General features: G+C 72.8%; 25 protein-coding genes and 1 tRNA gene. 12 read left to right on the top strand and 14 right to left on the bottom strand.

The window, feature by feature from the left end; genetic code table 11:
- Nucleotide 1 precedes the first annotated feature (1 nt).
- A complete protein-coding gene (locus ACFYZ4_RS36560; protein ID WP_390785995.1) occupies nucleotides 2-970 on the top strand; it encodes a hypothetical protein in 969 nt (322 codons plus the stop codon).
- 68 nt (nucleotides 971-1,038) lie between these two features.
- Here the strand turns inward: ACFYZ4_RS36560 and mshC are convergent, their stop codons facing one another.
- The 4 genes from mshC to ACFYZ4_RS36540 form a co-directional block, all read right to left on the bottom strand.
- Nucleotides 1,039-2,268: a cysteine--1-D-myo-inosityl 2-amino-2-deoxy-alpha-D-glucopyranoside ligase gene (gene mshC / locus ACFYZ4_RS36555; RefSeq protein ID WP_351301235.1), complete on the bottom strand. Its 1,230-nt coding sequence runs from the start codon at nucleotides 2,266-2,268 to the stop codon at nucleotides 1,039-1,041.
- 110 nt (nucleotides 2,269-2,378) lie between these two features.
- Nucleotides 2,379-3,227: an SCO1664 family protein gene (locus tag ACFYZ4_RS36550; protein ID WP_390785994.1), complete on the bottom strand. Its 849-nt coding sequence runs from the start codon at nucleotides 3,225-3,227 to the stop codon at nucleotides 2,379-2,381.
- A complete protein-coding gene (locus ACFYZ4_RS36545) occupies nucleotides 3,191-3,781 on the bottom strand; it encodes a DUF3090 domain-containing protein (protein WP_351301229.1) in 591 nt (196 codons plus the stop codon). Before ACFYZ4_RS36545 ends, ACFYZ4_RS36550 begins: the two co-directional genes overlap by 37 nt.
- Before the next feature lie 74 nt (nucleotides 3,782-3,855).
- Nucleotides 3,856-4,575 (bottom strand): histidine phosphatase family protein, encoded by a 720-nt coding sequence (locus ACFYZ4_RS36540; protein WP_351301226.1) that lies wholly within the window; start codon nucleotides 4,573-4,575, stop codon nucleotides 3,856-3,858.
- An 11-nt stretch (nucleotides 4,576-4,586) separates the two neighbouring features.
- Here ACFYZ4_RS36540 and ACFYZ4_RS36535 point away from each other — a divergent pair, with 11 nt between their 5' ends.
- On the top strand, nucleotides 4,587-5,621 hold the full coding sequence (locus ACFYZ4_RS36535) for a magnesium and cobalt transport protein CorA (protein WP_351301223.1): 1,035 nt from the start codon (nucleotides 4,587-4,589) through the stop codon (nucleotides 5,619-5,621).
- A gap of 34 nt (nucleotides 5,622-5,655) precedes the next feature.
- Here the strand turns inward: ACFYZ4_RS36535 and ACFYZ4_RS36530 are convergent, their stop codons facing one another.
- Both ACFYZ4_RS36530 and ACFYZ4_RS36525 read right to left on the bottom strand, forming a co-directional pair.
- A complete protein-coding gene (locus ACFYZ4_RS36530) occupies nucleotides 5,656-6,444 on the bottom strand; it encodes a ferritin-like domain-containing protein (RefSeq protein WP_351594463.1) in 789 nt (262 codons plus the stop codon).
- 218 nt (nucleotides 6,445-6,662) lie between these two features.
- Complete coding sequence (locus ACFYZ4_RS36525) at nucleotides 6,663-7,712, bottom strand: LLM class F420-dependent oxidoreductase (RefSeq protein WP_351301219.1); 1,050 nt, start codon at nucleotides 7,710-7,712, stop codon at nucleotides 6,663-6,665.
- A 100-nt stretch (nucleotides 7,713-7,812) separates the two neighbouring features.
- Here ACFYZ4_RS36525 and ACFYZ4_RS36520 point away from each other — a divergent pair, with 100 nt between their 5' ends.
- Entirely contained in the window at nucleotides 7,813-8,796 is a 984-nt protein-coding gene (locus ACFYZ4_RS36520) for an aldo/keto reductase (RefSeq protein ID WP_351301217.1), read from the top strand.
- Nucleotides 8,781-11,000 (top strand): ATP-binding domain-containing protein, encoded by a 2,220-nt coding sequence (locus ACFYZ4_RS36515; protein WP_390786005.1) that lies wholly within the window; start codon nucleotides 8,781-8,783, stop codon nucleotides 10,998-11,000. Before ACFYZ4_RS36520 ends, ACFYZ4_RS36515 begins: the two co-directional genes overlap by 16 nt.
- Nucleotides 11,001-11,064: 64 nt before the next feature.
- On the opposite strand, the gene ACFYZ4_RS36510 is transcribed toward ACFYZ4_RS36515, so the two are convergent.
- Complete coding sequence (locus tag ACFYZ4_RS36510; RefSeq protein ID WP_390785993.1) at nucleotides 11,065-11,730, bottom strand: hypothetical protein; 666 nt, start codon at nucleotides 11,728-11,730, stop codon at nucleotides 11,065-11,067.
- Nucleotides 11,731-11,777: 47 nt separating this feature from the next.
- Here ACFYZ4_RS36510 and ACFYZ4_RS36505 point away from each other — a divergent pair, with 47 nt between their 5' ends.
- Nucleotides 11,778-11,966, top strand: a complete 189-nt coding sequence (locus tag ACFYZ4_RS36505; protein ID WP_351304768.1) for a DUF5703 family protein — start codon at nucleotides 11,778-11,780, stop codon at nucleotides 11,964-11,966.
- Nucleotides 11,967-12,005: 39 nt separating this feature from the next.
- On the opposite strand, the gene ACFYZ4_RS36500 is transcribed toward ACFYZ4_RS36505, so the two are convergent.
- The 3 genes from ACFYZ4_RS36500 to ACFYZ4_RS36490 all read right to left on the bottom strand — a co-directional run bounded on the left by ACFYZ4_RS36500 (nucleotide 12,006) and on the right by ACFYZ4_RS36490 (nucleotide 14,730).
- Nucleotides 12,006-12,884 (bottom strand): chaplin, encoded by an 879-nt coding sequence (locus tag ACFYZ4_RS36500; RefSeq protein ID WP_390785992.1) that lies wholly within the window; start codon nucleotides 12,882-12,884, stop codon nucleotides 12,006-12,008.
- Between the two features lie 156 nt (nucleotides 12,885-13,040).
- Nucleotides 13,041-13,274, bottom strand: coding sequence for a chaplin ChpH (gene chpH / locus ACFYZ4_RS36495; protein ID WP_351304763.1), 234 nt, complete (start codon nucleotides 13,272-13,274; stop codon nucleotides 13,041-13,043).
- Between the two features lie 130 nt (nucleotides 13,275-13,404).
- Nucleotides 13,405-14,730, bottom strand: coding sequence for a M20/M25/M40 family metallo-hydrolase (locus ACFYZ4_RS36490; RefSeq protein WP_351304760.1), 1,326 nt, complete (start codon nucleotides 14,728-14,730; stop codon nucleotides 13,405-13,407).
- Between the two features lie 167 nt (nucleotides 14,731-14,897).
- Between ACFYZ4_RS36490 and ACFYZ4_RS36485 the strand changes: the two genes are divergently transcribed.
- Nucleotides 14,898-14,985, top strand: a tRNA-Leu gene (locus ACFYZ4_RS36485).
- 125 nt (nucleotides 14,986-15,110) lie between these two features.
- Here the strand turns inward: ACFYZ4_RS36485 and ACFYZ4_RS36480 are convergent.
- From ACFYZ4_RS36480 to ACFYZ4_RS36470, 3 genes are all read right to left on the bottom strand, one after another.
- A complete protein-coding gene (locus tag ACFYZ4_RS36480; protein WP_390786004.1) occupies nucleotides 15,111-16,550 on the bottom strand; it encodes an amino acid permease in 1,440 nt (479 codons plus the stop codon).
- Nucleotides 16,551-16,770: 220 nt separating this feature from the next.
- Nucleotides 16,771-18,315, bottom strand: coding sequence for an APC family permease (locus ACFYZ4_RS36475; protein ID WP_351304560.1), 1,545 nt, complete (start codon nucleotides 18,313-18,315; stop codon nucleotides 16,771-16,773).
- A 130-nt stretch (nucleotides 18,316-18,445) separates the two neighbouring features.
- The gene (locus ACFYZ4_RS36470) at nucleotides 18,446-19,393 is read right to left on the bottom strand and encodes a hypothetical protein (protein ID WP_351304563.1); all 948 of its coding nucleotides are present in this window, start codon (nucleotides 19,391-19,393) and stop codon (nucleotides 18,446-18,448) included.
- 266 nt (nucleotides 19,394-19,659) lie between these two features.
- Here ACFYZ4_RS36470 and ACFYZ4_RS36465 point away from each other — a divergent pair, with 266 nt between their 5' ends.
- On the top strand, nucleotides 19,660-20,085 hold the full coding sequence (locus tag ACFYZ4_RS36465; protein WP_351304566.1) for an ASCH domain-containing protein: 426 nt from the start codon (nucleotides 19,660-19,662) through the stop codon (nucleotides 20,083-20,085).
- A gap of 87 nt (nucleotides 20,086-20,172) precedes the next feature.
- On the opposite strand, the gene ACFYZ4_RS36460 is transcribed toward ACFYZ4_RS36465, so the two are convergent.
- The gene (locus tag ACFYZ4_RS36460) at nucleotides 20,173-21,828 is read right to left on the bottom strand and encodes an FAD-binding dehydrogenase (RefSeq protein WP_384351785.1); all 1,656 of its coding nucleotides are present in this window, start codon (nucleotides 21,826-21,828) and stop codon (nucleotides 20,173-20,175) included.
- A 76-nt stretch (nucleotides 21,829-21,904) separates the two neighbouring features.
- Here ACFYZ4_RS36460 and ACFYZ4_RS36455 point away from each other — a divergent pair, with 76 nt between their 5' ends.
- The 5 genes from ACFYZ4_RS36455 (at nucleotide 21,905) to ACFYZ4_RS36435 (ending at nucleotide 24,570) form a co-directional block, all read left to right on the top strand.
- A complete protein-coding gene (locus ACFYZ4_RS36455; RefSeq protein ID WP_384351782.1) occupies nucleotides 21,905-22,435 on the top strand; it encodes an NUDIX hydrolase in 531 nt (176 codons plus the stop codon).
- A gap of 9 nt (nucleotides 22,436-22,444) precedes the next feature.
- Nucleotides 22,445-22,843, top strand: coding sequence for a DUF202 domain-containing protein (locus tag ACFYZ4_RS36450; RefSeq protein ID WP_351304134.1), 399 nt, complete (start codon nucleotides 22,445-22,447; stop codon nucleotides 22,841-22,843).
- On the top strand, nucleotides 22,840-23,157 hold the full coding sequence (locus ACFYZ4_RS36445) for a DUF202 domain-containing protein (protein ID WP_390785991.1): 318 nt from the start codon (nucleotides 22,840-22,842) through the stop codon (nucleotides 23,155-23,157). Before ACFYZ4_RS36450 ends, ACFYZ4_RS36445 begins: the two co-directional genes overlap by 4 nt.
- A 79-nt stretch (nucleotides 23,158-23,236) precedes the next feature.
- Nucleotides 23,237-23,533 carry a hypothetical protein gene (locus ACFYZ4_RS36440; protein WP_351304140.1) on the top strand — a complete coding sequence of 99 codons (297 nt, stop codon included), beginning with the start codon at nucleotides 23,237-23,239 and terminating at the stop codon, nucleotides 23,531-23,533.
- A gap of 125 nt (nucleotides 23,534-23,658) precedes the next feature.
- Complete coding sequence (locus tag ACFYZ4_RS36435; RefSeq protein WP_384351776.1) at nucleotides 23,659-24,570, top strand: MBL fold metallo-hydrolase; 912 nt, start codon at nucleotides 23,659-23,661, stop codon at nucleotides 24,568-24,570.
- The last annotated feature ends 39 nt before the right edge of the window (nucleotides 24,571-24,609 follow it).

Here is a 24,609-nt window from a genome sequence, read left to right as displayed (position 1 = left end):
CATGACCCGTACCACCCCGCCCCGCCCGCTCGACGCTGCCACGGTGTTCCCGGAGCTCGCGGACCTGGCCAGGACCGCGACCCGGCTGCACCCCCGCCCGGGGTCCCCCACCGTGCACGACAGCTCGGTGGGCGGGCCGCTGCTGTGGCCGGCCGGTGAGCCCTGGGCGTCGTGCTCGCAGGAGCACGACGCCCCCTTCCCGCTGAACACGCCCGAGGAGATCCGCACGCTCCGGCGGATCCGCGCCCGCGACGTGTGGACGGCCGAGGACCATGCCGAGGTCTCCCGGATCAACGCCGGCCACGATCCGGCCCTGCTGCCCGAAGGCGCGCACCCGCTGATACCGGTGGCGCAGCTGTACGCCGGGGACGTCCCCGGCCTGCCGTTCCCCGAGGGCACGGACCTGCTCCAGGTGCTGTGGTGCCCGTTCATCGACATCGAGGACCAGGAGGGCTCGGAGGCCGTCCAGCTGCGGTGGCGGCGTGCCGACGACGTGGCGGAGGTCCTGGCGGCCGCGCCGGAGCCCGCGTACGTGGGCACGGACGAGCTGGTGCCGGTCCCGTGCGTGCTCCATCCGGAACAGGTCCGCGAGTACCCGGCCGCGCACGATCTGGACCCGGAACTGGCCGGGCGGATCCGCCGCTGGGAGGAGGACGGGGCCCCCGACTACCGGGATGCCCTGTCGGTCGCGGCGGGGTGGAAGGCCGGCGGCTGGGCCGCCCCGTTCACCTTCCGCGATTCCGGCGGCCCGGAGGAACTGCGCTGCCGGGAGTGCGCGGCCGTCGGCGAGCCGCTGCTCACCCTCGACCACGCCGAGTGGAATCCCGCCACCGTCAGCTGGCGTCCCGTCGAGGAACCGCACGACGCGGACGCCGCCCCCACCCGGGTGACCGTGGGCCGCGGCTACACCCTGCAGTTCTACGCGTGCCCCGCCGATCCCCGGCACCCGCCGGTGACCGTCATGCAGTGACGCGGTGAACGGCGAAGCGCGCCCCCGGCATCGGGCCGGGAGCGCGCTTCCTCGTGTGCCTGCCGCTGTTAGAGGGCCACGCCCAGCAGGGCGTCCACCGTGCGGGAGACCAGGCCGGGGGCCGACTCGTCGTCGCCGTCCGAGGCGTTCTGGGCGTCGACCCAGCGGTCCACGGCGGCGAGCGCCGCGGGGGCGTCGAGGTCGTTCGCGAGGGCCTCGCGGACCTCCTCGACCAGCGCGTCCGCCGGCAGCCCGTCCGGCCGGGACACGGCCGCGCGCCAGCGCTCCAGCCGGGCCACCGCCTCGGCGAGGACGTCGTCGGTCCACTCCCAGTCGGCCCGGTAGTGGTGCGACAGCAGCGCGAGGCGGATGGCCGCCGGGTCCACCCCGGCGCGCCGCAGGGCGGAGACGAAGACGAGGTTGCCCTTCGACTTCGACATCTTCTCGCCGTGCAGGGCGACCATGCCCGCGTGCACGTATGCCTTGGCCATCGGGAACTCGCCCGTCAGCACCTGGGCGTGCGAGGCGCCCATCTCGTGGTGCGGGAAGGCCAGGTCGGAGCCGCCGCCCTGGATGTCGAAGCCCATGCCCAGGTGGTCCAGGGCGATGGCGACGCACTCGATGTGCCAGCCCGGCCGGCCGCGGCCCAGCGAGCCGCCGTCCCAGCTCGGCTCGCCCGGACGCGCGGCCATCCACAGCATCGGGTCCAGCGGGTTCTTCTTCCCGGGCCGGTCGGGGTCGCCGCCCCGCTCCGCCGAGAGCAGCCGCATCGCCTCGGCGTCGAGGTTCGAGACCCCGCCGAAGTGCGCGTCGGACTCGACCGAGAAGTAGACGTCCCCGTCGAGCTCGTACGCCGCGCCCGCGTCCCGCAGCCGCTCGACCAGCGGCACGATGCCGGGTATGGCCTCGACGGCTCCGATGTAGTGCTGCGGCGGCAGCATCCGCAGGGCGGTCATGTCCTCGCGGAAGAGCGCGGTCTCGCGCTCGGCCAGCTCGGTCCAGTCGTGGCCGTCGCGCAGCGCCCGCTCCAGGAGCGGGTCGTCCACGTCGGTGACGTTCTGGACGTAGTGGACCTGCCGCTTGGTGTCGAGCCACACGCGCTGCACGAGGTCGAACGCGTTGTAGGTCGCCGCGTGACCGATGTGGGTCGCGTCGTACGGGGTGATGCCGCAGACGTAGATACGGGCGACGGGACCGGGGGCGAGGGTGATCGTCCCCTGGGTCGCGGTGTCGTGGATCTGGAGGTCGCGGCCCTTGCCAGGAAGGGCGGGGACCTCAGAAGCGGGCCAGGCATGCATGTCTCGAGCCTAACCGGACGCATGTTCCGGAAACGAACCGGACCTGGACTGTTGTCTTGATCGGCACTCTTGCGGTCTGGCCGAATCTGTGCGTGTGGCGGATGGCCGGTTCAGACCGGTGGCCAGGGGATAGACGGCCACTGCCCGGACGGCTGCGGGTGGGTTCCGGTGCGCAGCAGGTGTGCCACCCGGGCCCGTACTGCGGCCAGCTCGACGGCGGTGATCAGTTCGGCCAGCCGGGTGGCGAGCGGGGCTCCGGCGGCCAGCCCGGCGGCCAGCCCGGTCAGCACCTCGCGCGCCTCGTCGGTCAGCGGCTCCCCCGCCCAGCCCCACAGCAGGGTGCGCAGCTTGTCCTCGGCGTGGAAGGTCACGCCGTGGTCGATGCCGTAGATGCGGCCGTCGGGTGCGGGCAGCAGGTGGCCGCCCTTGCGGTCGCCGTTGTTGATCACGGCGTCGAGTACGGAGAGCCGGCGCAGCCGCGGGTCGTCGGCGTGGACGAGGAGCGCGGTGCGGCCCTCCCCCACCTCGGCCAGGGCGACGGGCTTCCAGCCCTCCCCCGCCTCCTCGCCGTCGACGAGCGCGAGGAGCCCGCCGGCCGGGGATTCGCCTTCCGGTTCGGCGGATTCGATCCACCGCTGGACCATGCCCTCGCCGTACGGTCCGTCGCGCAGCACGGTGGTGGGCACCAGGCCCCATCCGGTGGCCTCGGAGACCAGGTAGGCGGCGACCTCGCGCTGGGCGAGGCTCCCGTCGGGGAAGTCCCACAGCGGCCGCTCGCCCTTGACGGGCTTGTACACGCAGTCGGCGCTGGCGCCCTCGTGCGTGACGGTGCACAGCAGGACGGCGTTGGACGCCTCGCGGATCCGGCCGATGACGGTCAGCTCGCCCTTGGCGAGCAGTTCCTCGATCTCCCCCGTGTCGGTCACGCCTGGCGCCGGTAGCCGTTCTGGCGCGGGCACACGTGCCCCTCCGGGTCCAGCGGCAGACTGCACAGCGGGCACGGCGGGCGGCCGGCGTTGACCACGTCCAGGGCCCGCTTGGCGAAGGCGCGGGCCTGGGCGCCGCTGAGGCGGACCCGCAGCATGGGCGGGCCGTTCTCCTCGTCCTGGAGGAGCCGCTCCTCCGCCTCGGCGAGGTCCTCGTCGGAGTCGGCGTCGAGTTCCACCAGGGCCTGGGCCTCGACGATCATCCGCTGCTCCTCGCCGTCCCAGGCCAGGGCCATGGTGCCGACGCGGAACTCCTCCTCGACGGGGACGTCGAGGGGGGCGGTGTCCGCGGCCTCGGCGGGGGCGACGGCCGGCACCGGGGCGTTGCCGCCGGTGCGCCGCACGACCTCGTCCAGCAGCTCGTCCATCCGCTCGGCGAGCGCCGCGACCTGGGTCTTCTCCAGGGAGACGCTGGTGACGCGGGGGCCGGAGGAGGCCTGCAGGAAGAACGTACGGCGTCCCGGCAGACCGACCGTGCCGGCCACGAAGCGGTCCGGGGGGTCGTAGAGGAACACCTGACGGGGCACGTCCAGTCTCCAAGTCTCAGCGGCAGGGGCAGGTCTGCGCCCTTGTGGCCCGTCCACCCTACTGCGCCGTCCGATCACGCCGCGCCCGCGCCGCCTCCCACGACGGCGTTCCCCGTGTCTTCGGCGTCTTTGTCCGAAGCGACCGCTTCCGGCGCGGCCGGACGCTTCACGAGCGGCCCGAAGTCCCCCGTGTCGCCCAGCCGGAACACGAACGGCCGGGTCGGCGTGTACCGGACGGCGGTGACCGAGCAGGGGTCGACGTGGATGCGCTGGAAGAGGTCCAGGTGCATCCCGAGGGCGTCCGCGACAAGGGACTTGATGATGTCGCCGTGGGAGCACATCAGGAAGACGGCGTCGCTCCCGTGCTCGTCCTCGACCCGCGCGTTCCATTCCCGTACGGCGTCCACGGCGCGCGCCTGCATGGCGCGCATGGACTCGCCGCCGGGGAAGGCGGCGGCCGAGGGGTGCTGCTGGACGATCTTCATCAGCGGTTCGTCGGAGAGCTCGGAGAGCTTGCGGCCGGACCAGTCGCCGTAGTGGCACTCGCCGATCCGCTCGTCGGTGTGCACCTCCAGCTCGGGCCTGGCGGCCAGCAGGGGGGCGAGGGTCTCCCGGCAGCGTTGCAGCGGGCTGGTGACGGCGGCGGCGAGCGGCACGCCCGCGAGCCTTCCGGGAAGCGCGGCGGCCTGCTCGGCGCCGCGCTCGTCGAGGCCGACTCCCGGGGTCCACCCGGCGAGCAACCCTGCGGTGTTGGCGGTGGACCGCCCGTGTCGTACGAGGATCAGCGTGGCCATGGGGGCAGCCTATGCGGTGGGGCCGGAGTGCGGGCCGGCCGTGGACGAGGGACAATGCCCGCGTGATTGTGGACTGCGCCATCTATCAGAACGGCTGCCGCACCGAGGGACCCGAGGATCTCTCGGACGCGCTCGACGCGGCCCGGGCGAGCGGGGACGCCTTCCTGTGGATCGGCATGTACGAGCCGACGGAGCAGGAGTTCGATCACGTCAGCCGGGAGTTCGGCCTGCACAAGCTGGCGGTGGAGGACGCGCTGACCGCGCACCAGCGCCCGAAGTTGGAGGTGTACGACGACTCGCTGTTCGTCGTCCTCAAGCCGGTGATGTACGACGAGGTGTCCGACACGGTGACCACGGGCGAGTTGATGCTGTTCATCGGCGACTCCTTCGTGGTCACGGTCCGGCACGGCGAGGGCGCCGCGCTGGCCGCCGTACGGCGTCGGCTGGAGCACGAGCCGGATGTCCTCAGGCACGGTCCGACGGCCGTGCTGTACGCGGTGTCCGATGCGGTGGTGGACCACTACATCGAGGTGGCGGCCGAGCTCCAGGTCGATCTGGAGGAGCTGGAGGCCGAGGTCTTCTCCCCGAACCCCTCGAACGCGAAGAACACCGCGGCCCGGATCTACGGCTTCAAGCGGCAGGTGCTGGAGTTCCGGCGGGCGACGAACCCGCTGCTCCAGCCGATGGAGCGGCTCGCCTTCGGCGAGGTCCCCTTCGTCCACGAGCACGCGCAGCCCTTCTTCCGCGACGTCGCCGACCACCTGACCAAGGCGAGCGAGTACATCGACGGGCTCGACCGGCTGCTGTCGGACGCGCTGTCCGCGCATCTGGCCCAGATGGGGGTGCGTCAGAACGACGACGTGCGCAAGATCTCGGCGTGGGCGGCGATGGCGGCCGTCCCCACGATGGTGGCCGGGATCTACGGGATGAACTTCGAGCACATGCCGGAGCTGAGGCAGGTCTGGGGCTATCCGGTGGTGGTGGCGGTCATGGTGGGCATCTGCCTGAGCCTGCACCGCATGTTCAAGCGCCGGGGCTGGCTGTAGCCGGGCGCGGCGTGGCGCAGGGCACGGCCGGCCTCTAGGCGAACTCGGGGGCGGTGGCCGGTGCGCCGCCCAGTGCGTCGCGGTGCTGGGGCATCCGCAGGTCGACCATCCGGTGCCAGCCGCTGAACCGTTCGTACGCGTACGTGGCGCGGATGCCGGCGGCGAGCACGGCCGCCTTCGGGGCGGGCCAGTGCAGCAGCCGTCCCATGTGGTCCATGACGGCGAGGCTGACGTCCCGGTAGACGCCGATCTCCGTGAGCGCGCTGTCGCGGAGCACCCGCTGGATGGTGCGGCCGTGGCCCGCGCGGGCGAGGCGCAGCAGTTCCTCGTGGCAGTAGGCGAGGTGGTTGGCCTCGTCGTTGCCGATCATGCGGATGGCCTTGCCGAACTCGGGGTGGTCTCCGAAGTACCCGACCAGCATGTCCATCTGGTCGGCGGCGCGCTGTTCCGTGACGCGGCTGTGCGCGAGGTAGACGACGATGTCCTCCTCGCTGAGCGCCTGCTCGCGGCGCAGCTTGTCGTGGGCGAGGCCGATGCCGCGGCGCTCCAGCAGCATCGTGTAGTCGGTCTCGGGCGGGACCGGGACCGGCTGCAGGCCGCGCTTGCGCAGCAGCGCGTTGAAGATCCGGCCGTGCTTGTCCTCGTCGGCGCCGTGCCGGGTGATCTTGGGCGCGAGGTCGCGCATGGCGTCGGGCACCAGGGCCGCGATGCGGGCGTTCTCCCAGCCGCCCTGGGTCTCCCCGCTGGCGGCGATGGAGCAGAACAGCTGGAAGGAGTCGTCGTGGTCGACGATCTCCTGGAACAGGCTGCGGGCAGAGAGCATGAACCGAGTCAAACGCCGGGCGTGGGGACCGGCAACCGATAGGTCTCACTACTCGTCCGAATGAACGAAACGAGGGGATGGACCGCCACGCGTAACCCCGCGGGCACCCGGGGCGTTGTTGGCTGTGTCGGCCGTGGCGGGGAAGACCCCCCGAGCCCCCACCACGGCCGCAGACTCCTACTGACGCCGGACTCGGTCCGGCGGGCCGGAGCCGGGTCTCAGGCGAGACCGGCGAGCTCCATGGCCTCGGTGCCGGCCCGCAGGGCGGCGATCCGCTCGTCCAGCGTGAATCCGGCCGGGGCCAGCGTGAGGGTGGTGACCCCGGCCTCCGCGTAGGCCCGCATCCCGTCCGCGATGCGGGCGACGGGGCCGAGCAGCGTGGTCGAGTCGATCAGCGAGTGCGGGACGGCCTCGGCCGCGCCGGTCTTGTCGCCCGCCAGGTACTTGTCCTGGATCTCGGCGGCTTCCTTCTCGTAGCCCATGCGCTGGGCGAGCTGGTTGTAGAAGTTCTGCTTCCGGCTGCCCATGCCGCCGACGTACAGGGCGGTGTAGGGGCGGAACATGTCCGCGAGCGCGGTCACGTCCTCGCCGAGGGCCAGCGGCACGGTCGGGCAGACGTCGAAGCCGTCCATGGTCAGCCCGGCCTTCTCGCGGCCCGCCCGGATGTGGGTGAGGGCGGTGGCCTCCAGGTGCTCGGCGGCCGGGAAGATCAGCAGGGCGCCGTCGGCGATCTCGCCGGTCTGCTCCAGGTTCTTCGGACCGATGGCGGCGATGTAGAGCGGGATGTGCTCGCGCTCGGGGTGCACGGTCAGCTTGATCGGCTTGCCCGGGCCTCCCGGCAGCGGCAGGGTCCAGTGCTCGCCGTCGTAGGAGAGCCGCTCGCGGGTCATGGCCTTGCGGACGATCTCCACGTACTCCCGGGTGCGGGCGAGCGGCTTGTCGAACGTGACGCCGTACCAGCCCTCGGAGACCTGCGGGCCGGAGACGCCGAGGCCGAGCCGGAAGCGGCCCTTGGTGAGCGAGTCGAGGGTGGCCGCCGTCATGGCGGTCATCGCGGGCTGCCGGGCCGGGATCTGCATGATCGCCGAGCCGACGTCGATGCGCGAGGTCTGGGCGGCGACCCAGGCGAGCACGGTCGGGGCGTCGGAGCCGTAGGCCTCGGCGGCCCAGCAGACGTCGTAGCCCAGGCGGTCGGCCTCCTGGGCGACGGCGAGGTTGTCGCCGTCCATGCCCGCGCCCCAGTAACCGAGATTGATGCCGAGCCGCATGTGTCGTCCCCTTACCGGTTTACCGATCAGTAACGTTGGTGTGCGGGGACTGTAGCGTGCCAGGGCGCTCCGCGTCAGCGCCCCAGTAGTCTCAGCGGTCATGGAGCAGAGGCATCTCGGCCGCACCGGACTGCGCGTTTCCCGGATCGGCCTCGGCACCCTCACCTGGGGCCGTGACACCGGCGAGGAAGCCGCCGCCGAGCAGGTGAAGACCTTCTGGGAGGCGGGCGGCACCCTCGTCGACACGGCCGACGTGTACGGGGGCGGTGAGGCGGAGTACCTCCTCGGGCGGCTGGTGGGCGGGCTCGTCCCGCGCCGGGACCTGGTGATCGCGACCAAGGCGGGCAGCGTGCCGGACCCGGACCGGCGGTTCGACGGCTCGCGCGGGCACCTGCTCGACGCGCTGGACGCCTCGCTGGACCGGCTCGGCACCGACTACGTCGACCTCTGGCAGGTGCACGCCTTCGATCCGGCGACCCCGCTGGAGGAGACCCTCCAGGCGCTGGACCTGGCGGTGAGCAGCGGCCGGGCCCGGTACGCCGGGGTGTCCAACTACTGCGGCTGGCAGCTGGCGAAGGCGGCGACCTGGCAGCTCGCGGCGCCCGGGGTACGGACCCGGATCGCCTCGACGCAGATGGAGTACTCGCTGCTGCAGCGCGGCGTGGAACGGGAGGTGCTGCCGGCCGCGCTGGACCTCGGGATCGGCCTGCTGCCCTCGTCCCCGCTGGGGCGCGGGGTGCTGACGGGCAAGTACCGGGACGGCGTGCCGGCGGACTCCCGGGGCGCCTCGGATTCCATGGCCGCCTTCGTGGACCCGTACCTCGACGAGGCGGCGGGCCGGATCGTGGACGCGGTGGCGACGGCGGCCCGGGGGCTGGCCGTGACCCCGCTCGAAGTGGCGCTCGCGTGGATCCGGGACCGGCCGGGGGTGGTCGCGCCGATCGTGGGCGCGCGGACATCGGCGCAGCTCGCGGCGGCACTGTCGGTGGAGGCCCTTAGTCTTCCCGAGGAGATCTGCCGGGCGCTGGACGATGTTTCGGCTCCGGTGCACCGCTACCCCGATCAGGACTGGAGCACGCTGTGAGTACGGACCGCCAAGCCGAGACCGAAGCCACTGCCGCGGAGGAACCGGCCGGGGCACAGGCCGACTCGGGTGGGCCCGAGGCCGGGCCTGCCGCACCGCACGGCGAAGCCGTTGACACCGGACAGGGGGCGGAGCCCCCGGTTTCGGGAGGGGGCGGGGAGGGGGAGAGCCCCGCAGGGCCCGAGCCCGAAGCAGAAGCCGAAGCCGAAGCCGAAGCAGCGGAATCCGCCGCGCCGGCCGCCGAGGCCCCGGCGCCCGCGCTCACCGAGGCACAGGCCGAGTTGGCCGCGCAGAAGGTCGAGCGGGAGCGGATCGCCCGGCGCAAGGCGGAGCGGGAGGCGCCCGTCGAGGCCGGGGCCAAGCTCAGCGGGAAGGCCGCCGATCTGCTGGCCGCCGTACGGGCCGTGGAGAGCGGGGACAAGCCCCCCGCGGTGTACTTCGACGAGGCCCCGGCCGCGCCCCGCAGGCCGGCCCCCGCCCCCGCCGCGCCGCGCCCGGCCGCCCCGGCGCCGGTGACCGCGGCGGCGCCCTCCGCCGATGCCGTCGAGGGCGTACGGGCCGTACTGGCCCGCGGCGGCGCCCCCGAGGCCCTGGCCGGTCCCGCCGCGGCGGCCCTCGGCGAGGGAGCCGCCGAGCAGCTCACCGAGAACCCCTGGCGGCTGCTGTCGGTCGCGTCCGTGCGCCCGACCCAGGCGGACGGCTTCGCCCGGTCCCTGCTGGGCTCCGGGGCCGGTCCCGGGGACGAGCGCCGCGCCACCGTCCTGGTGGGCTGGCTGCTGGCCCAGGCCGGGCTCAAGGGGCACACCGCCCTAGAAGCGCCGGTGCTGGAGAAGGCCCTGGCCCAGTACGGCGTACCGGATCCGGCCGAAGCGCTGGAACAGGCCATCGCGGACGGCTCGGTGCTGGTCTTCCACGAGCCCCTGGGGCCGCCCGTCGAGGAGGGCGAGGAGCAGCCCGTACGTCTCCTCGTGGGCCTGGAGGGCGCCGCCATGGCCGAGGAGAGCCTGGCCGACGGCCTGGCCCGGCTCGCCGGCACCTTCGGCGGCACGGCGGACTGGGAGCAGGCCGCCGCGGCCGCGCCGGGCCCGTCCGCCGCCGAACTGATCCGCACGGTCGCGGGCCACGGCCTGGTCGCCCACACGGGCGGCGAGGCCGCGCGTGCCGAGGTGTTCGCCCTGGTCGCGGCCGCCCGCGAGCTGGGCCTGCGGGCCTGGCCCGCCGCGCACTCCCCCGCCGGCCCGGACTCGGTGACCGTGGCGGGGCTGCTCTCCGGGGCGGAGGGGCCCGGGCGGGACGCGGACGGGCAGTTCGCGCTGGACCTCCTCGTGGTGCTGGACGCGCCGCAGTTGGACGTGGAGACCGCGGCCGCCCTGGTGGAGTCCGTGCCGGACGGGGCCCGGCTGGTGCTCTCCGGGGACCCCGGGGTCCTCGGGTCCGCCGGGGCCGGACGGGTGTTCGCCGATGTGCTGGCGGCCCGTACGTGCCCCCAGGTGGTCTCCCGCACGCCGGATCCGGGCCCCCTCGGCGAGCTCGTCTCCGGGGTCGGGATCGGTGAGCTGAACCAGGTCGACGCCCCCGGCAAGGAGGTCGTCATCGTCCCGGTGAAGGACGCCGGGGAGGCCGTGCACCGGGCCGTGCAGCTGGTGGCGGAGTCGGTGCCGCGGGCCTTCGGGATCCCGGCGGACAGCGTGCAGGTGATCACCCCGGGCCACGGAGGCTCCGCGGGGACGCGGGCGCTGAACGCCGCCCTCAAGGAGCGGCTGAACCCCGGTCCCGGCCGCTTCGGCGGCTTCGACCCCGGCGACCGGGTGGTCCACGTGCCGTCCGCCGGGCGGGCGCTCGCGGCCCGGGTGGTGTCGGCCGACGCCGAGGGGCTGCACCTGGACCGGGCGGGCGTACGGATCGTCGTACCGAAGGAGCTCGTCGAGTCCCAGGTGCGGCACGGCTGGGCGGTGACGGCGCATCAGGCCGTCGGCACGCGCTGGCCGGCGGTGGTCGTCGTGCTGCCGGGTGACGCGGCGCAGGCGCTGTCGCGGGACTGGGTGTACACGGCGTTCGGGCGGGCCGAGCGGCACCTGTCGGTGGTGCACGGCGTCGACCAGGCGCTGCCGCAGGCGGTGGCCGAGGTGCTGCCGAAGCCGCGTACGACACGGCTGGCGGGTCTGCTGAAGGCGCTCGCGACGGCGGGCGAGCGGGCGGAGTGACGCCCGGCCGTGGCCCCCGCCCTGCGGGGCGGGGGCCACGGCCGGGTGGGGGAAGGGCCGGGGATCAGGCCGGGGTCAGCCCCGGCTCCGCGGTCTCGTCCTCGTCCTCATCCTCATCCTCGTCTTCGTCCTCTTCCTCGTCGAAGACGGAGCTGACGTCGAACCGGTGCAGCACGTCCTGCGGATCGATGTTCCCGAAGGGAGAGCCCAGCCACTCCCCCGGTTCCGCCATCTCCTCCGCGGCGGCGATCCAGAGCGTGGAGTCACCCTCCTCCAGCCCGAAGTCCTTGAAGCGGGAGGCGATCTCGTCGGGTTCGTACTCCCCGAAGAGGACGCCCAGCGCCTCGGCGGTGCCGCCGTCCTGGACGAACTCGGCGTCCCGGTCGTGCGCGGCGATCCGCTCGGCCTGGGCGATCAGCCGCGGCGGCTCGACGACGGCGTAGTCGCGGCGGATGAGCACGCTGAAGGCGGCGGGCTCGGCGGGGCCGGTGTACGGCACGCCGTCCTCGGGCGTGGGGATCTCGAAGGGGGTGACCTCGTCGTGGCGGTCGTAGAGGAGTTCGTCGTACACCTCGGCCGCGGCGGCGAGTTCGTTGAACGCGGCGTAGACGTCGGGGTCCTCGTCCCCGATCCTGCGCTCGACCGCGGCGAGGTGACGGTCGAGCGCGGCCTTGACCGCCTCGGCGGCGGCGCGTACCTCGGCAACAGTGGGAAGAGCGGCATCAGACATAGAGCAGACGCTATCCGTAGCAGGCCTCTGCCCGCACAATAGATGCGATGCCGGAATACGAATTTGTCGACGTGTACGTGCCCCGCGGTGTCTCTCGGAGCGAGGCGACCCGCCTGTTGACCGACCATGCCGAGTACGGGTACTGGGAACTCGACCGCCTGAGCCTGTACCGGGACGGCAGTCGCCGTGTGCGACTGCGCCGCCGGATCATCCGCCAGGTCCGCGCGACCTGGTGACGCGGGCCCCGGGGACGGGGCCCGCGTCGTGAACAGCCGTCAGGCTGCGTTGCGGGCGCGCCGGTAGAGCACGCTGCCGGCCAGCAGCAGGCCGCCCGCGAGCGGGAGGCCGGCGGTGAGGACGTCACCGGAGCCGGTGGCGGCGAGACCGGCCGTCTGCCCGGTGTCGCCCCCCGTCTGCGTGCCGGTCCCCGGGCCGGGGTGCGTGATCGGGGTGACGGGCGTGACGGAACCCGTGCCGGGGTTGGCCGGCGTACCCGGGGTGCCCGTGCCCGGCGTACCGGGGTTGCCCGGGGTCCCCGGGGTCTCGCCGCCCGGGGTACCGGGAGTGCCCGGGGTTCCGGGAATCCCACCACCCGGGGTGCCGGGGTTGCCCGGAGTGCCGGGAGTCCCGCCTCCCGGGTTTCCGGGGTTGCCCGGGTTGCCGGGGGTCTCGCCACCGGGGTTTCCGGGCGTCTCGCCGCCCGGCGTGCCCGGGTTTCCGGGATTGCCCGGGTTTCCGGGATTGCCGGGGGTTTCGCCGCCCGGGTTCTCACCGCCCGGCGTACCGGGGTGTCCGGGGTTCCCGGGGTGGTCGTCGCACGGCTCGTCGCCGCCGCCCGGGTGACCGGGGTGTCCGGGGTTGCCCGGGTGACCGGGGTGCTGCGGCTTGCCCGGCTTGCCGTGGCCGCCGTTGGCGCAGTGGTTCCCGAAGGCCGGGTTGAGGCCTCCCACCACCGTGACCGTGTTCCCGCAGGCGTTCACCGGTGCGTCCACGGGCGCCTGCACGTTGTTCCCGGACAGCAGTCCGGGAGAGTTCGCGGCGTGCCCCGTGGCGTGTGAGTCCGCGTGTGCGTAGCCCCCGCCCAGTGCGAGGACACCCCCCGCGGCAGCCATGGTGATCAGGGTCTTCCTGGTGACCTGTGCCGGTCGTCGCATCTGTACTCGTCCCCTGGTGAGTGCGTTTCGGCCGCTCTCGGCGGCCGGGCCGTCCAGGCTCCCCCGCCTGGTACGCCGAAGATGGGAATCCGGGCCGGAAAGCCCGGTGGCCCCGGAGCGCTGGATTGCGCTCCGGGGCCCAAGACTTCAGACGCGTCAGGCGTTGACGCAGGTGTTGCCGAAGGCCGGGTTCAGCAGGCCGATGACGGAGACCGAGTTACCGCAGACGTTCACCGGAACGTGGACCGGAACCTGGATGACGTTGCCGGACAGGACACCGGGGGAGCCGATGGCCGCACCCTGGGCACCCGCGTCGGCGACAGCCAGACCCGCACCCGCGAGAACCAGGCCACCAGTGGCAGCCGCAGCGGCGACAACCTTCTTGATCATTGTTCCTCCTAGTAGGCAAATGCGGTCCCAGCCGCGGACCGCACCACCTGTAACGAGGAGGGATCACCGGGGCTACGAGCGTATGAGTGCATTCACTCTTCTCAGTGGAATGCGCACACCTACCCGAATCTCAGGCGTTGTCGAGGAATCGGTCGAGCACCCGCACGCCGAACTTCAGTCCGTCCACGGGCACGCGCTCGTCCACGCCGTGGAACATCCCGGCGAAGTCCAGCTCCGGCGGCAGCTGGAGCGGCGCGAAGCCGAAGCAGCGGATGCCGAGGTCGTCGAAGGACTTGGCGTCCGTACCGCCCGAGAGCATGTACGGGACCGCGCGCGCGATCGGGTCCTCGGCCTTCAGGGCGCCCTGCATGGCGTCCACCAGGCGGCCGTCGAAGTCGGTCTCCAGCGCCTTGTCGCCGTGCACGTCCTCCCGCTTCACGCGCGGGCCGAGGATGCGGTCCAGGTCGGCGAAGAACTCGTCCTCGTAGCCCGGCAGGAAGCGGCCGTCGACGTGGGCCGTCGCCTGGCCGGGGATGACGTTGACCTTGTAGCCGGCGCCGAGCATCGTCGGGGCGGCCGAGTTGCGCAGCGTCGCGCCGACCATCTTGGCGATGCCGCCGAGCTTGGCGAGGGTCTCGTCCATGTTGTCCGGGTCGAGCGGGGTGCCCAGCGCGTCCGAGAGCTCGTCCAGGAAGCTCCGTACGGTCTTGGTCACCCGCACCGGCCACTGGTGGCGGCCGAGCCGCCCCACTGCCTCGCACAGTTCCGTGATGGCGTTGTCCTTGTTGGTCATGGAACCGTGGCCCGCGGTGCCCTCCACCGTGAGCCGCATCCAGTGCATGCCCTTCTGGGCGGTCTCCACGAGGTAGAGCCGCAGGTTCTCGTTCACCGTGAAGGAGAAGCCTCCGACCTCGCCGATCGCCTCGGTGACGCCCTCGAACAGGCCGGGGTGCTTGTCGACCAGGTGCCGGGCCCCGTAGATGCCGCCCGCCTCCTCGTCCGCGAGGAAGGCCAGCACGATGTCCCGCGGGGGCTTGCGGCCGCTGCGCATCCGGTCGCGTACGACGGCCAGCGTCATCGCGTCCATGTCCTTCATGTCGACGGCGCCGCGGCCCCACAGGCAGCCGTCGGCGATCTCGCCCGCGAACGGGTCGTACGTCCAGTCGGCGGCGTTGGCCGGAACCACGTCGGTGTGCCCGTGGATCAGCAGCGCCGGCCGCGAGGGGTCCTCCCCCTCGATCCGCGCCACGGTCGAGGCGCGCCCCTTGTGCGATTCGAAGATCTGCGGTTCCAGCCCGACCTCGGCGAGCTTCTCGGCGACCCACTCCGCCGCCTTGCGCTCCCCGGGGCCCGAGTGGTCTCCGTAGTTGCTGGTGTCGATCCGGATGAGGTCCCGGCAGAGGTCGACTACCTCGTCCTCGCCGGAGACGGTCCTGCCCGCGCTCGACTCGCTCACGCTGCTTCCTCCCACTGATCAGTACCGAACCCCTCCATCCTCGCGCCCCGGGCCGCTCTCCCCAAGGGCGATCCCCGGCCGTCAGGGGGTGTGATCGAGGACCCCGGAATGTTTGGTAATGTTTTCCACGTCGGAACGGCCCGCGAGGGACGCGAGACAGACACCTTGTCCGGGTGGCGGAATGGCAGACGCGCTAGCTTGAGGTGCTAGTGCCCTTTATCGGGCGTGGGGGTTCAAGTCCCCCCTCGGACACCAGTGAGAGAACCCCACTTCGTGTGGGGTTTTCTGCGTTTCCCGGCCGTGCCGGATCGACGGATGCGGCGCGATACGACGAAGGACCCCGCCGGTGGCGGGGTCCTTCGTCGTATCGGCCCGGGAGGTCAGTCGCGGCCGGCGGCGAGCTCGGCGACGCGGCGGCGTACCAGGAACCAGCCGCCGACCAGGGCGGCCGCGATGGCCGGGAGGAACATGACGGTGGTGCGGCCGACTCCGCCGTCGCACCACATCAGGACCAGGACCGTGACGAGGAAGACCAGGGTCACGATCTGCGTGTACGGGGCCCAGGGCAGGCGGTACGACGGGCGCTCGACCAGCCCGTTCTCAGCGCGGTGCCAGAAGAACAGCGAGCAGATCATGACCATCGCCCAGGTACCGAGGATGCCGATGGAGGCGAGGTTGAGGACGATCTCGAAGGCCTCGCCCGGCATCCAGGCGTTCAGGCCGACGCCCGCGACGCCGAAGGCGGCGGTGAAGAGGACGCCGCCGTAGGGGACCTTGCCCTTGTTCATGACGCCGGTGAACTTGGGGGCGGAGCCGGCCAGGGACATCGAGCGCAGGATGCGGCCGGTGGAGTAGAGGCCGGAGTTCAGGCTGGAGAGGGCGGCCGTGAGGACGACGAGGTTCATGATGCCGGCGGCGCCGGGGACGCCCAGCTTGTCGAAGACGGTGACGAAGGGGCTCTGGTCCGTGCTGTATTCGGTGTAGGGCAGGAGGAGGGCGAGGAGGACGACCGAGCCGACGTAGAAGAGGCCCACGCGCCACATGATCGAGTTGATCGCCTTCGGCATGATCTTCTCGGGGTTCTCGGTCTCGCCGGCGGCGACGCCGCAGAGTTCGACGGAGGCGTACGCGAAGACCACGCCCTGGATCACCAGGAGCATCGGGAGGACGCCGGAGGGGAAGAGGCCGCCGTTGTCGGTGATGGAGGAGAAGCCCGGGGTGTGGCCGCCGATCTCGTGGCTGGTGGCGACGAGCCAGATGCCGACGATCAGGAAGATCACCAGGGCGGCGACCTTGACCAGCGAGAACCAGAACTCCATCTCACCGAAGTACTTCACCGAGATCAGGTTGGCGGTGAGGACGACGGCGAGGGCGATGAACGCGAGGACCCACTGGGGGACATCGGTGAACATCGACCAGAAGTGGGCGTAGGTCGCGGCGGCCGTGATGTCGGCCACCGTGGTGGTCGACCAGTTCAGGAAGTACAGCCAGCCGGCCGTGTAGGCGCCCTTCTCCCCCATGAACTCGCGCGCGTAGGAGACGAAGGCACCGGAGGACGGGCGGTACAGGACGAGCTCGCCGAGCGCCCGGACGACGAAGAAGGCGAAGACTCCGCAGACCGCGTACGCGATCGCGAGGGAGGGGCCCGCACCGGCGAGGCGGCCGCCCGCGCCGAGGAACAGTCCGGTGCCTATCGCTCCGCCGATCGCGATCATGTTGATGTGGCGGGACTTGAGGTCCTTGCTGTAGCCCTCGTCACCGGCGTCGACATGGCGGGAAGACGCCGGGGCCGGAGCCTCGGTCAAGGTGCGGTCACTCAGGTCACTCATGTATGACTTCGCCTTCGTGGGGGTCGGACGGCAGGTCCGTGCCACGGCGCAGGGGAGCTGGGTGGTGTCCCCTGTGTCGCGGTCCGGTGAATTTGTCGCCCCAGGAGACCATGAGGGTCCGCCACCCGCCAAAATCGGCCCCTTGTGCACCGAAGCCCCCGACGACCTTGGAAAGGGGCGTCGGGGGCTTCGCAGGGGATCGAAAGCGAGGTCAGTCGGCGGTGTCGGCCCCCGCCGCCTGGTCGAGGCGGAAGGCCTCGTTGCCCAGGCCGATACGGGCGTGCACCTCGGGGCGGCTGCGGCGCAGCAGGGCTCCGTAGAGCAGGCCGGCCACGACGGCGGCGCCGATGATGCCGGGCAGGACCCAGCTGAGCGCGGAGCCCTTCTCGGCGCCGACGAGGACGCCGAAGTCCTTGACGGTGTAGACGGCGATGGCCAGCAGCGCGAGGCCTGCGGCGCCGGCCGCGACGAGGCGCCAGACCTGGGCGCCGGCGGTGCCGCGGCGGACGAAGAAGGCGATGACGGCGAAGGAGGCGGCCGCCATGAGGAGGGTCACTCCGAGGGCGCCGACGCTGCCCATCCAGGTGAACAGGTGCAGGACGGGGGCGGTGGGGTCGCCGGCGGGCAGGTCGTCGGTGACGGCGAAGGCGATCACGACGAGGGCGGCGATGCCGGTCTGCAGGAGGGAGCCGGTGCCGGGGGCGCCGGTGCCGGCGTTGGTCCGGCCGAAGGCGGCGGGGAGCAGTCCCTCGCGGCCCATGGCGAAGGCGTAGCGGGCGACCACGTTGTGGAAGCTGAGCATGGCCGCGAACATGCCGGTCACGAAGAGGACGTGCAGGACGTCGGTGAAGGTGGCGCCGAGGCGGCTCTCGGTGAGCTGGAAGAGCAGGCCGGGGCCGGCTTCGGCGGAGGTCTTCACGACCTCGGCGGGGCCGGTGGCGACGGTGAGGGCCCAGGCGCTGAGGGCGAAGAACAGGGCGACGAAGCCGACGGCGAGGAACATCACCCGGGAGACGACGATGTGCGGCTTGCTGGTCTCCTCGGCGTAGACCGGGGACTGCTCGAAGCCGACGAAGGCGGCGATGCAGAAGCAGAGCGCGGTGCCGAGGCCGGCTCCGCTGAGGGTCTCGGGGTTGAAGGCGTGCAGCGAGAGGCCTTCGGCGCCGGGTTCGGCGAGGGCGGCGAGGTCGAAGGCGACGACGAGGGCGCACTCGATGAGGAGGAGGACCCCGAGGACCTTGGCGTTGAGGTCGATCTTGAGCCAGCCGAGCGCGCCGGTGAGGGCGACGGCCAGCAGGGCCGGGATCCACCAGGAGACCTCGATCTCCAGGTAGGTGGCGAAGAGGCCGGAGATCTCGAAGCCGAGGATGCCGTAGACCCCGCACTGCATGGCGCTGTACGCGACGAGGGCGACGAAGGAGGCACCGGCGCCGGCGGTGGGGCCGAGGCCGCGGGCTATGTAGGCGTAGAAGGCGCCGGCGTTGTGGACGTGCCGGCTCATCTCGGCGTAGCCGATGCTGAAGAGCGCGAGGACGGCGCCGAGGATGACGAAGAGCAGCGGCTGACCGACGATGCCCATGACCCCGAAGGTCGTGGGCATGACACCGGCGACGACCATCAGGGGTGCGCTGGCGGCGAGTACGGACAGGAGCAGGCCGGCGGTGCCGAGGCGGTCGGCGCGCAGGGCGCGGTCCTGGCCCTTGTACGTACGGATCTCTGCCGGGTCCTGGAGCGTGGTGGATCTGCCCGTCGGCATGGCGGCGTCCTTTCGGGGGCGCGGTTCTCTCGGGGGCGGTTCTCGCGGAGCGCGGTTCTCGGGGGGGGCGCTGTTCTCTGGGGGCGCTGTTCTCTCGGGGCGCCGTTCTCGGGCGTCGGTGTCTTCGGTGTCAGGCGGTGCCGAGCGCGACGCTGCGCGCGGCGAGGAAGGCCTTCTGCGGGTCCCGGTCCGGGTAGGACCAGGGTGCGCGGGTGGCGTGGCTGCCGATCCGGTGGAAGAGGGCGGCGGCCTCGGCGGGGCGGCCCTCGCAGAGTTTGGCGTGGGCGAGGAAGTTGAGGTCGACGCGGTTGCGGGGGTGGTCCTCGCGCTCCCACTCCAGCCACCAGTCGAAGGCGGAGCGCAGGACCTGGCGGGCGCGGCGGCCGGCCCAGTGGGCGGCGGCCGTCTCGGGGGTGTGGCCGTGGGTGGCGGCGAGGACCCGGTAGCGCTCGGCGTGCGCGACGACGGGGAGCACGGCGAGCGGGGAGTCGGCGGGGGACTCCTCGGCGGCCCAGGCCGCGAAGTCGTAGACCTCGTGGAGCGGGTCCTGGCCGGAGGCGAGGGCGCGTTCGGCGAGCCGGGCGACCATCAGGTGGTGGGCGTGGTGGTGCTCGCGGTGGCGGGCCCGGACCTGGTCGAAGTGGCGGCTGAACTCCTCCTCGCTGCCGAAGGCGCGGGAGAGGAGGAGCAGCCCGAGCCAGGGGGTGGGGTCGGCGGGGAGCAGGGCGGCGGCCCGGCGGCAGGCGTCCTCGGCGGCGGCGGGGGGTGCCTTGTGGCGCAGGGCGGTGAAGACGGTGGCGCAGGCGAGGAGGGTGGCGGCGTCGGCGCTCTCCGGCTCGGCGAGCAGCCATTCGCGGGCCCAGGCGGTGGCCGCCGGGGTCTGGGCGAGGACGACGACGCGGTGGGCGCGGCGGTCCCAGTCGTCGCCGGTCCCGACGAGGAGGGCGCGGGCCCTGGCCCAGCGGCCCTGGGTGAACTGGGATCGGACGTCGACGAGTTCGGCGTCGCAGAGGGCCGGGTCGAAGAGCTGGGCTTCCCGCTTGCGGGCGCGGCCGAGGGGCGGCGGAGGCGGGGACATCCGCGGGTTTCCCTCCAGGACGCGGGCGGACGAAGGTCGGCGGCGGCCGGAAACGCGCGCAGGGCGCACGCGAGCGGTTCGGCCTGGTGGTCGGGGAATCGTGTCGGTGAGCACACCGGTGATCACGCACAGCAAAGCGGTACGCACGCCTCCGAGTCAAGGTCCAGTCCACTGCGTGGCGGGTTTCAACTGCACCGATGGCCATGTGAGTTGGGATGGTTGTGCGGGTTCGGGAGGTCGCGGTGGCGGCGTCATAGGGTGGCCCCATGACCACTTGTGACGATCTTCCTCCCTACCTGCTGGGGTTCCCCGGCCCGCTGCGCGACCAGTTGGTCGCGGCCGTGCTGAGCGGGGCCAAGACCAGCACCACCGGCCTGCTCGCGGAGTACGAGGCCGAGGGCGAGCCGCTGCCGGAGCCGGGCGCCCGCTCCCTGCTCGTCGATTCCGGGGAGCGGGGGGTGGCGGTGGTGGAGGTGACGGCCGTGGAGGTGCTGCGGCTCGGGGACGTCGGGCTGGCGCACGCGCTCGACGAGGGCGAGGGGTTCGCGTCCGTGGCCGAATGGCGTACGGCACACGAGGACTTCTGGCACAGCGAGCCGGTGCGCGCGGCCGTGGGTGACCCGGGGTTCACGGTCGACGACGACACCCTCGTCATCGCGGAGCGGTTCCGGGTCACCGAGCGGCTGGTCTGACGGAACGGTTCGGCTCCCGCCGGCGGGATCGGCCGGCGGGCCCGCCGGCTCCCGCGCCGCAGGATCGGCAGGCGGGAGCCGGGCCCGTCAGCCGGTCGCCAGGGCCGCGGCGCGGCCCGCCGCGCGCCCCGAGAAGATGCACCCGCCGAGGAAGGTCCCCTCCAGGGCCCGGTAGCCGTGGACCCCGCCGCCGCCGAACCCGGCCGCCTCGCCCGCCGCGTAGAGACCGGGCAGCGGCTCGCCCGTCCCGGTCAGGACGCGCGAGGACAGGTCGGTCTCCAGGCCGCCCAGCGACTTGCGGGTCAGGATCGAGAGCCGTACCGCGATCAGCGGCCCGGCGGCGGGGTCCAGGATCCGGTGCGGGGCGGCCGTGCGGATCAGCTTGTCGCCGAGGTACCTGCGGGCGCCGTGGATGGCCGTGACCTGGAGGTCCTTGGTGAAGGGGTTGGCGATCTCGCGGTCGCGGGCCACGATCTCGCCCCGGACGGCGGCCTCGTCGAGGAGGTCCTCCTTGGTCACCGCGTTCATCCCGCGGACCAGGGCGGACAGGTCGCGCTCGACGACGAAGTCGGCGCCGTTGTCCATGAAGGCCTTGACCGGCCCGGGTACGGCCTGGCGGGCGCGGGTGATCACGTCGCGGATCGACTTGCCGGTGAGATCGGGGTTCTGCTCGGAGCCGGAGAGCGCGAACTCCTTGCCGATGATCCGCTGGTTGAGCACGAACCAGGTGTGGTCGTGCCCGGTCTTCATGATGTGGTCGAGGGTGCCGAGGGTGTCGAAGCCGGGGAAGAGCGGGACGGGCAGCCGCTTGCCCGTGGCGTCCAGCCACAGCGGGGACGGGCCGGGCAGGATGCGGATGCCGTGCCTGGCCCAGATCGGGTTCCAGTTCTCGATGCCCTCGGTGTAGTGCCACATCCGGTCCTTGTTGATGTGGCTGGCGCCGGCCGCCTCCGCGATGCCCAGCATCAGGCCGTCCACGTGCGCCGGGACCCCGGAGAGCATCCGCTGCGGCGGGGTGCCGAGCCGGGCGGGCCACTGCGCGCGCACCAGGTCGTGGTTGCCGCCGATGCCGCCGCTGGTGACGATCACGGCCTGGGCCCGCAGGGAGAAGGTCCCGGTCACCTCGCGGCTGCTCGCGGTACCCCGCTCGGCGCCGGACGGGGCCAGGATCTCGCCCGTGACGGTGTCCAGCGCGCCGGCGGTGGCGGAGAGCCCGGTGACGCGGTGGCGGAAGGCGAACCGGACCAGGCCGCGGGCCGCGCCGGCCCGGACGCGCCGCTCGAAGGGGGCCACCAGGCCGGGGCCGGTGCCCCAGGTGATGTGGAAGCGGGGGACGGAGTTCCCGTGGCCGTTGGCGTCGTAGCCGCCGCGCTCCGCCCAGCCGACGACGGGGAAGAAGCGGACGCCCTGGGCGTGCAGCCAGGAGCGCTTCTCGCCGGCCGCGAAGTCGACGTAGGCCTCGGCCCAGCGGCGCGGCCAGGCGTCCTCCTCGCGGTCGAAGCCGGCGGTGCCCCGCCAGTCCTGGAGGGCGAGCGCGTGGCTGTCCTTGATCCGCATCCGGCGCTGTTCGGGCGAGTCCACGAAGAACAGGCCGCCGAAGGACCAGTGCGCCTGGCCGCCGATGGACTGCTCCGGCTCCTGGTCGAGCAGGATGACCTTGCGGCCCGCGTCGACGAGCTCGGCGGTGGCCACGAGGCCCGCGAGCCCGGCTCCGATCACGATCACGTCTGCGTCGTACGTCATGCGGCTACCCGTCCTCCGTCGGTGGTGGGGCAGATCCTTGGCTACGGAGCGGTAACCAGTCAACAGGGGTGGTTGGATGAACCGTGTGAGTGCCGCTGATGAAGTACTGGACGTGGTGGACCGGGACGACCGGGTGACCGGGCAGGCCCCGCGCGGCGAGGTGTACGCCCGCGGGCTGATCCACCGCTGCGTGTTCGTGCAGGCGAGGGACGCGCAGGGGCGGATCTTCGTCCACCGGCGCACCGCCTCGAAGCTCGTCTTCCCCTCGCACTACGACATGTTCGTGGGCGGGGTGCTGGGCGCCGGCGAGACCTACGCGCGGGCCGCGCTGCGGGAGGCCGAGGAGGAGCTGGGCGTACGGGGGCTGCCGCAGCCGACGCCGCTGTTCAAGTTCCTGTACGAGGGCCCGGGCGGGGCCTGGTGGTCGTACGTGCACGAGGTGCGGTGCGAGCTGCCGGTGGACCCGCAGGTCTCGGAGGTCGACTGGCACACCCACCTCACGCAGGAGGAGCTGGACCGGCGGGTCGAGGGCGGGGACTGGGCCTGGGTGCCGGACGGGCTGGAGGCCTACCGGCGGCTGCGCGGGTTCCGGGAGGCCGGCCAGTAGATTGGCCGGGTGATCGACTTCGTCAAGGACGTGCGCCTCTGGTTCGCACCCGCGCGGCTGAAGGACGAGGGCGAGACCCCCGACTACCGCTTCACGCTGGCCAACGAGCGGACCTTCCTCGCCTGGATCCGGACCGCGCTGGCCCTGGTGGGCGGCGGTTTCGCCGTGGACCAGTTCCTGCCGGACCTGCGCTGGGGGGTGCGGGTCTCGATGGCCGTCGCGCTGCTCGCGGTGGGCGCGGCCTGTGCGCTGCGGGCGGTGAACCACTGGGTGCGGTGCGAGCGGGCGATGCGGCGGGGCGAGGACCTGCCGCTGTCGCGGTTCCCCGTGGTGCTGAGCCTGGGGGTGGGGCTGGTCGGCGTGGCGATGGTGGTGGTCGTGCTGCTGGGCTGGACGCGGGCCCGGTGACCGCCTACGGGGAGACCCGCGACGCCGGGCTGCAGCCGGAGCGGACCCGGCTCGCGTGGCGGCGTACGACACTGACCTGCTCGGTGGTGGCCGTGCTGGGGATGCGGCAGGCCCTGCACGGATCCGGTACGCCGGTGACGGCCGCGGGGGCCGCCGCGATCGCCCTGCTCTGGCTGGCGTTCATGGGGGTGGCGCACCGGCGGATCCGGGCGCTGGCGACGGACCGGCCGCGGGGGCTCGCGCCGCGGGCGGCGCTGGCGGCGGCGGGGTGCACGGTGGCGCTGGCGCTGTTCGCGATGGCGGTGGTCCTCTGATCCGGTCGGATGATAGCGGTTTTACGCGTCGCCCGGACACAACGGGCGATACCCGGTGATCCACACTAATCTCGGCCGCATGACGACCCTGCACCACGAACACCCCACGCACCAGCACACGCACGGCACGGACTGCGGGCACCAGGCGGTTCGGCACGGCGACCACGTCGACTACGCGCACGACGGCCATCTGCACCGGGAGCACTCGGGGCACTGGGACGAGTGCGAGCCCACCGGGCACACCGCCCACGACGGCCACGACCACGCGCACGCCCCCGGCTGCGGGCACGAGACGGTCCAGCACGGCGACCACGTCGACTACGTGCACGACGGGCACCGGCACGCCGCACACGACGGACACTACGACGACCACTGACCGGCGCCCCTGACCGGTGTCCCCGAGCGGCGTCCCCGAGCGGCGCCGCAGACCCGCTCTCCCCCGGCGCGACGACGGCTGGCAGGATGCCGAACGCCCGTCAAAGCGACCCGGGGAGAGCCCAGATGCCCGTCGAAGAGCCGTACCTCGTCCAGCCCGCGCCGGGGGTGTACGCCTACGTCCAGCCGGACGGCGGCTGGTGCCTCAACAACGCCGGCTTCGTGAGCGACGGCGGCCGGACCCTGCTCGTGGACACCGCCGCCACCGAGCGGCGGGCCCTGGCGCTGCGCGACGCGGTCGTGGCGGCCGGCGTGCCGCTCCCCCGCACCGTGGTGAACACCCACCACCACGGCGACCACACCTACGGCAACGGCGTCTTCGCCCCCGAGGCGCTGATCCTCGGGCACGACAGCGCCCGCGCCGAACAGCTCGCCGCCGGGCACCAGCTGGAGCTGATCTGGCCCGCCACCGACTTCGGCGCGATCGACATCACCGCGCCCGATCTCACGTACAGCGAGCGGGCGACCGTGCACGTGGGCGGGACGGAGGTGCAGGTCATCCACCCGGGCGTCGCGCACACCACCGGGGACTCGGTCGTGTGGCTGCCCCGGCAGCGGGTGGTCTTCACCGGGGACCTGGTGTTCGCCGAGGGGACCCCGTTCCTGGCGATGGGCTCCCTCGCCGGCTCCCTGCGGGCGCTGGAGCTGCTGCGTTCGCTGGACGCGGAGACGGTCGTACCGGGGCACGGGCCGCTGACCGACCCCTCGGCCTACGAGGCCACCGAGCGCTATCTGCGGTACGTGGCCGAACTCGCCCGGGAGGGGCGGGCGAAGGGGCTGTCCCCGCTGGAGGTGGCCCGGCAGGCCGACCTCGGGGAGTTCGGCGCGTGGCGGGAGAGCGAGCGGCTGGTGGCGAACGTGCACCGGGCGTACGCGGAACTGGCCGGGGAGCCGGAGGGCGTGCCGCTGGACATCCTGGCGGTCCTGAGGGACATGACGGTGATGAACGGCGGGACACCGATCCTGTGTCACGCGTGAGGTGACATCGCCGGGCGGAAGGTCTTCTTTCGCCCCGCG

It is taken from the genome of Streptomyces sp. NPDC001513, from assembly GCF_042894695.1.
GTDB lineage: Bacteria > Actinomycetota > Actinomycetes > Streptomycetales > Streptomycetaceae > Streptomyces.
This window is presented reverse-complemented; position numbering and strand designations above follow the sequence as displayed.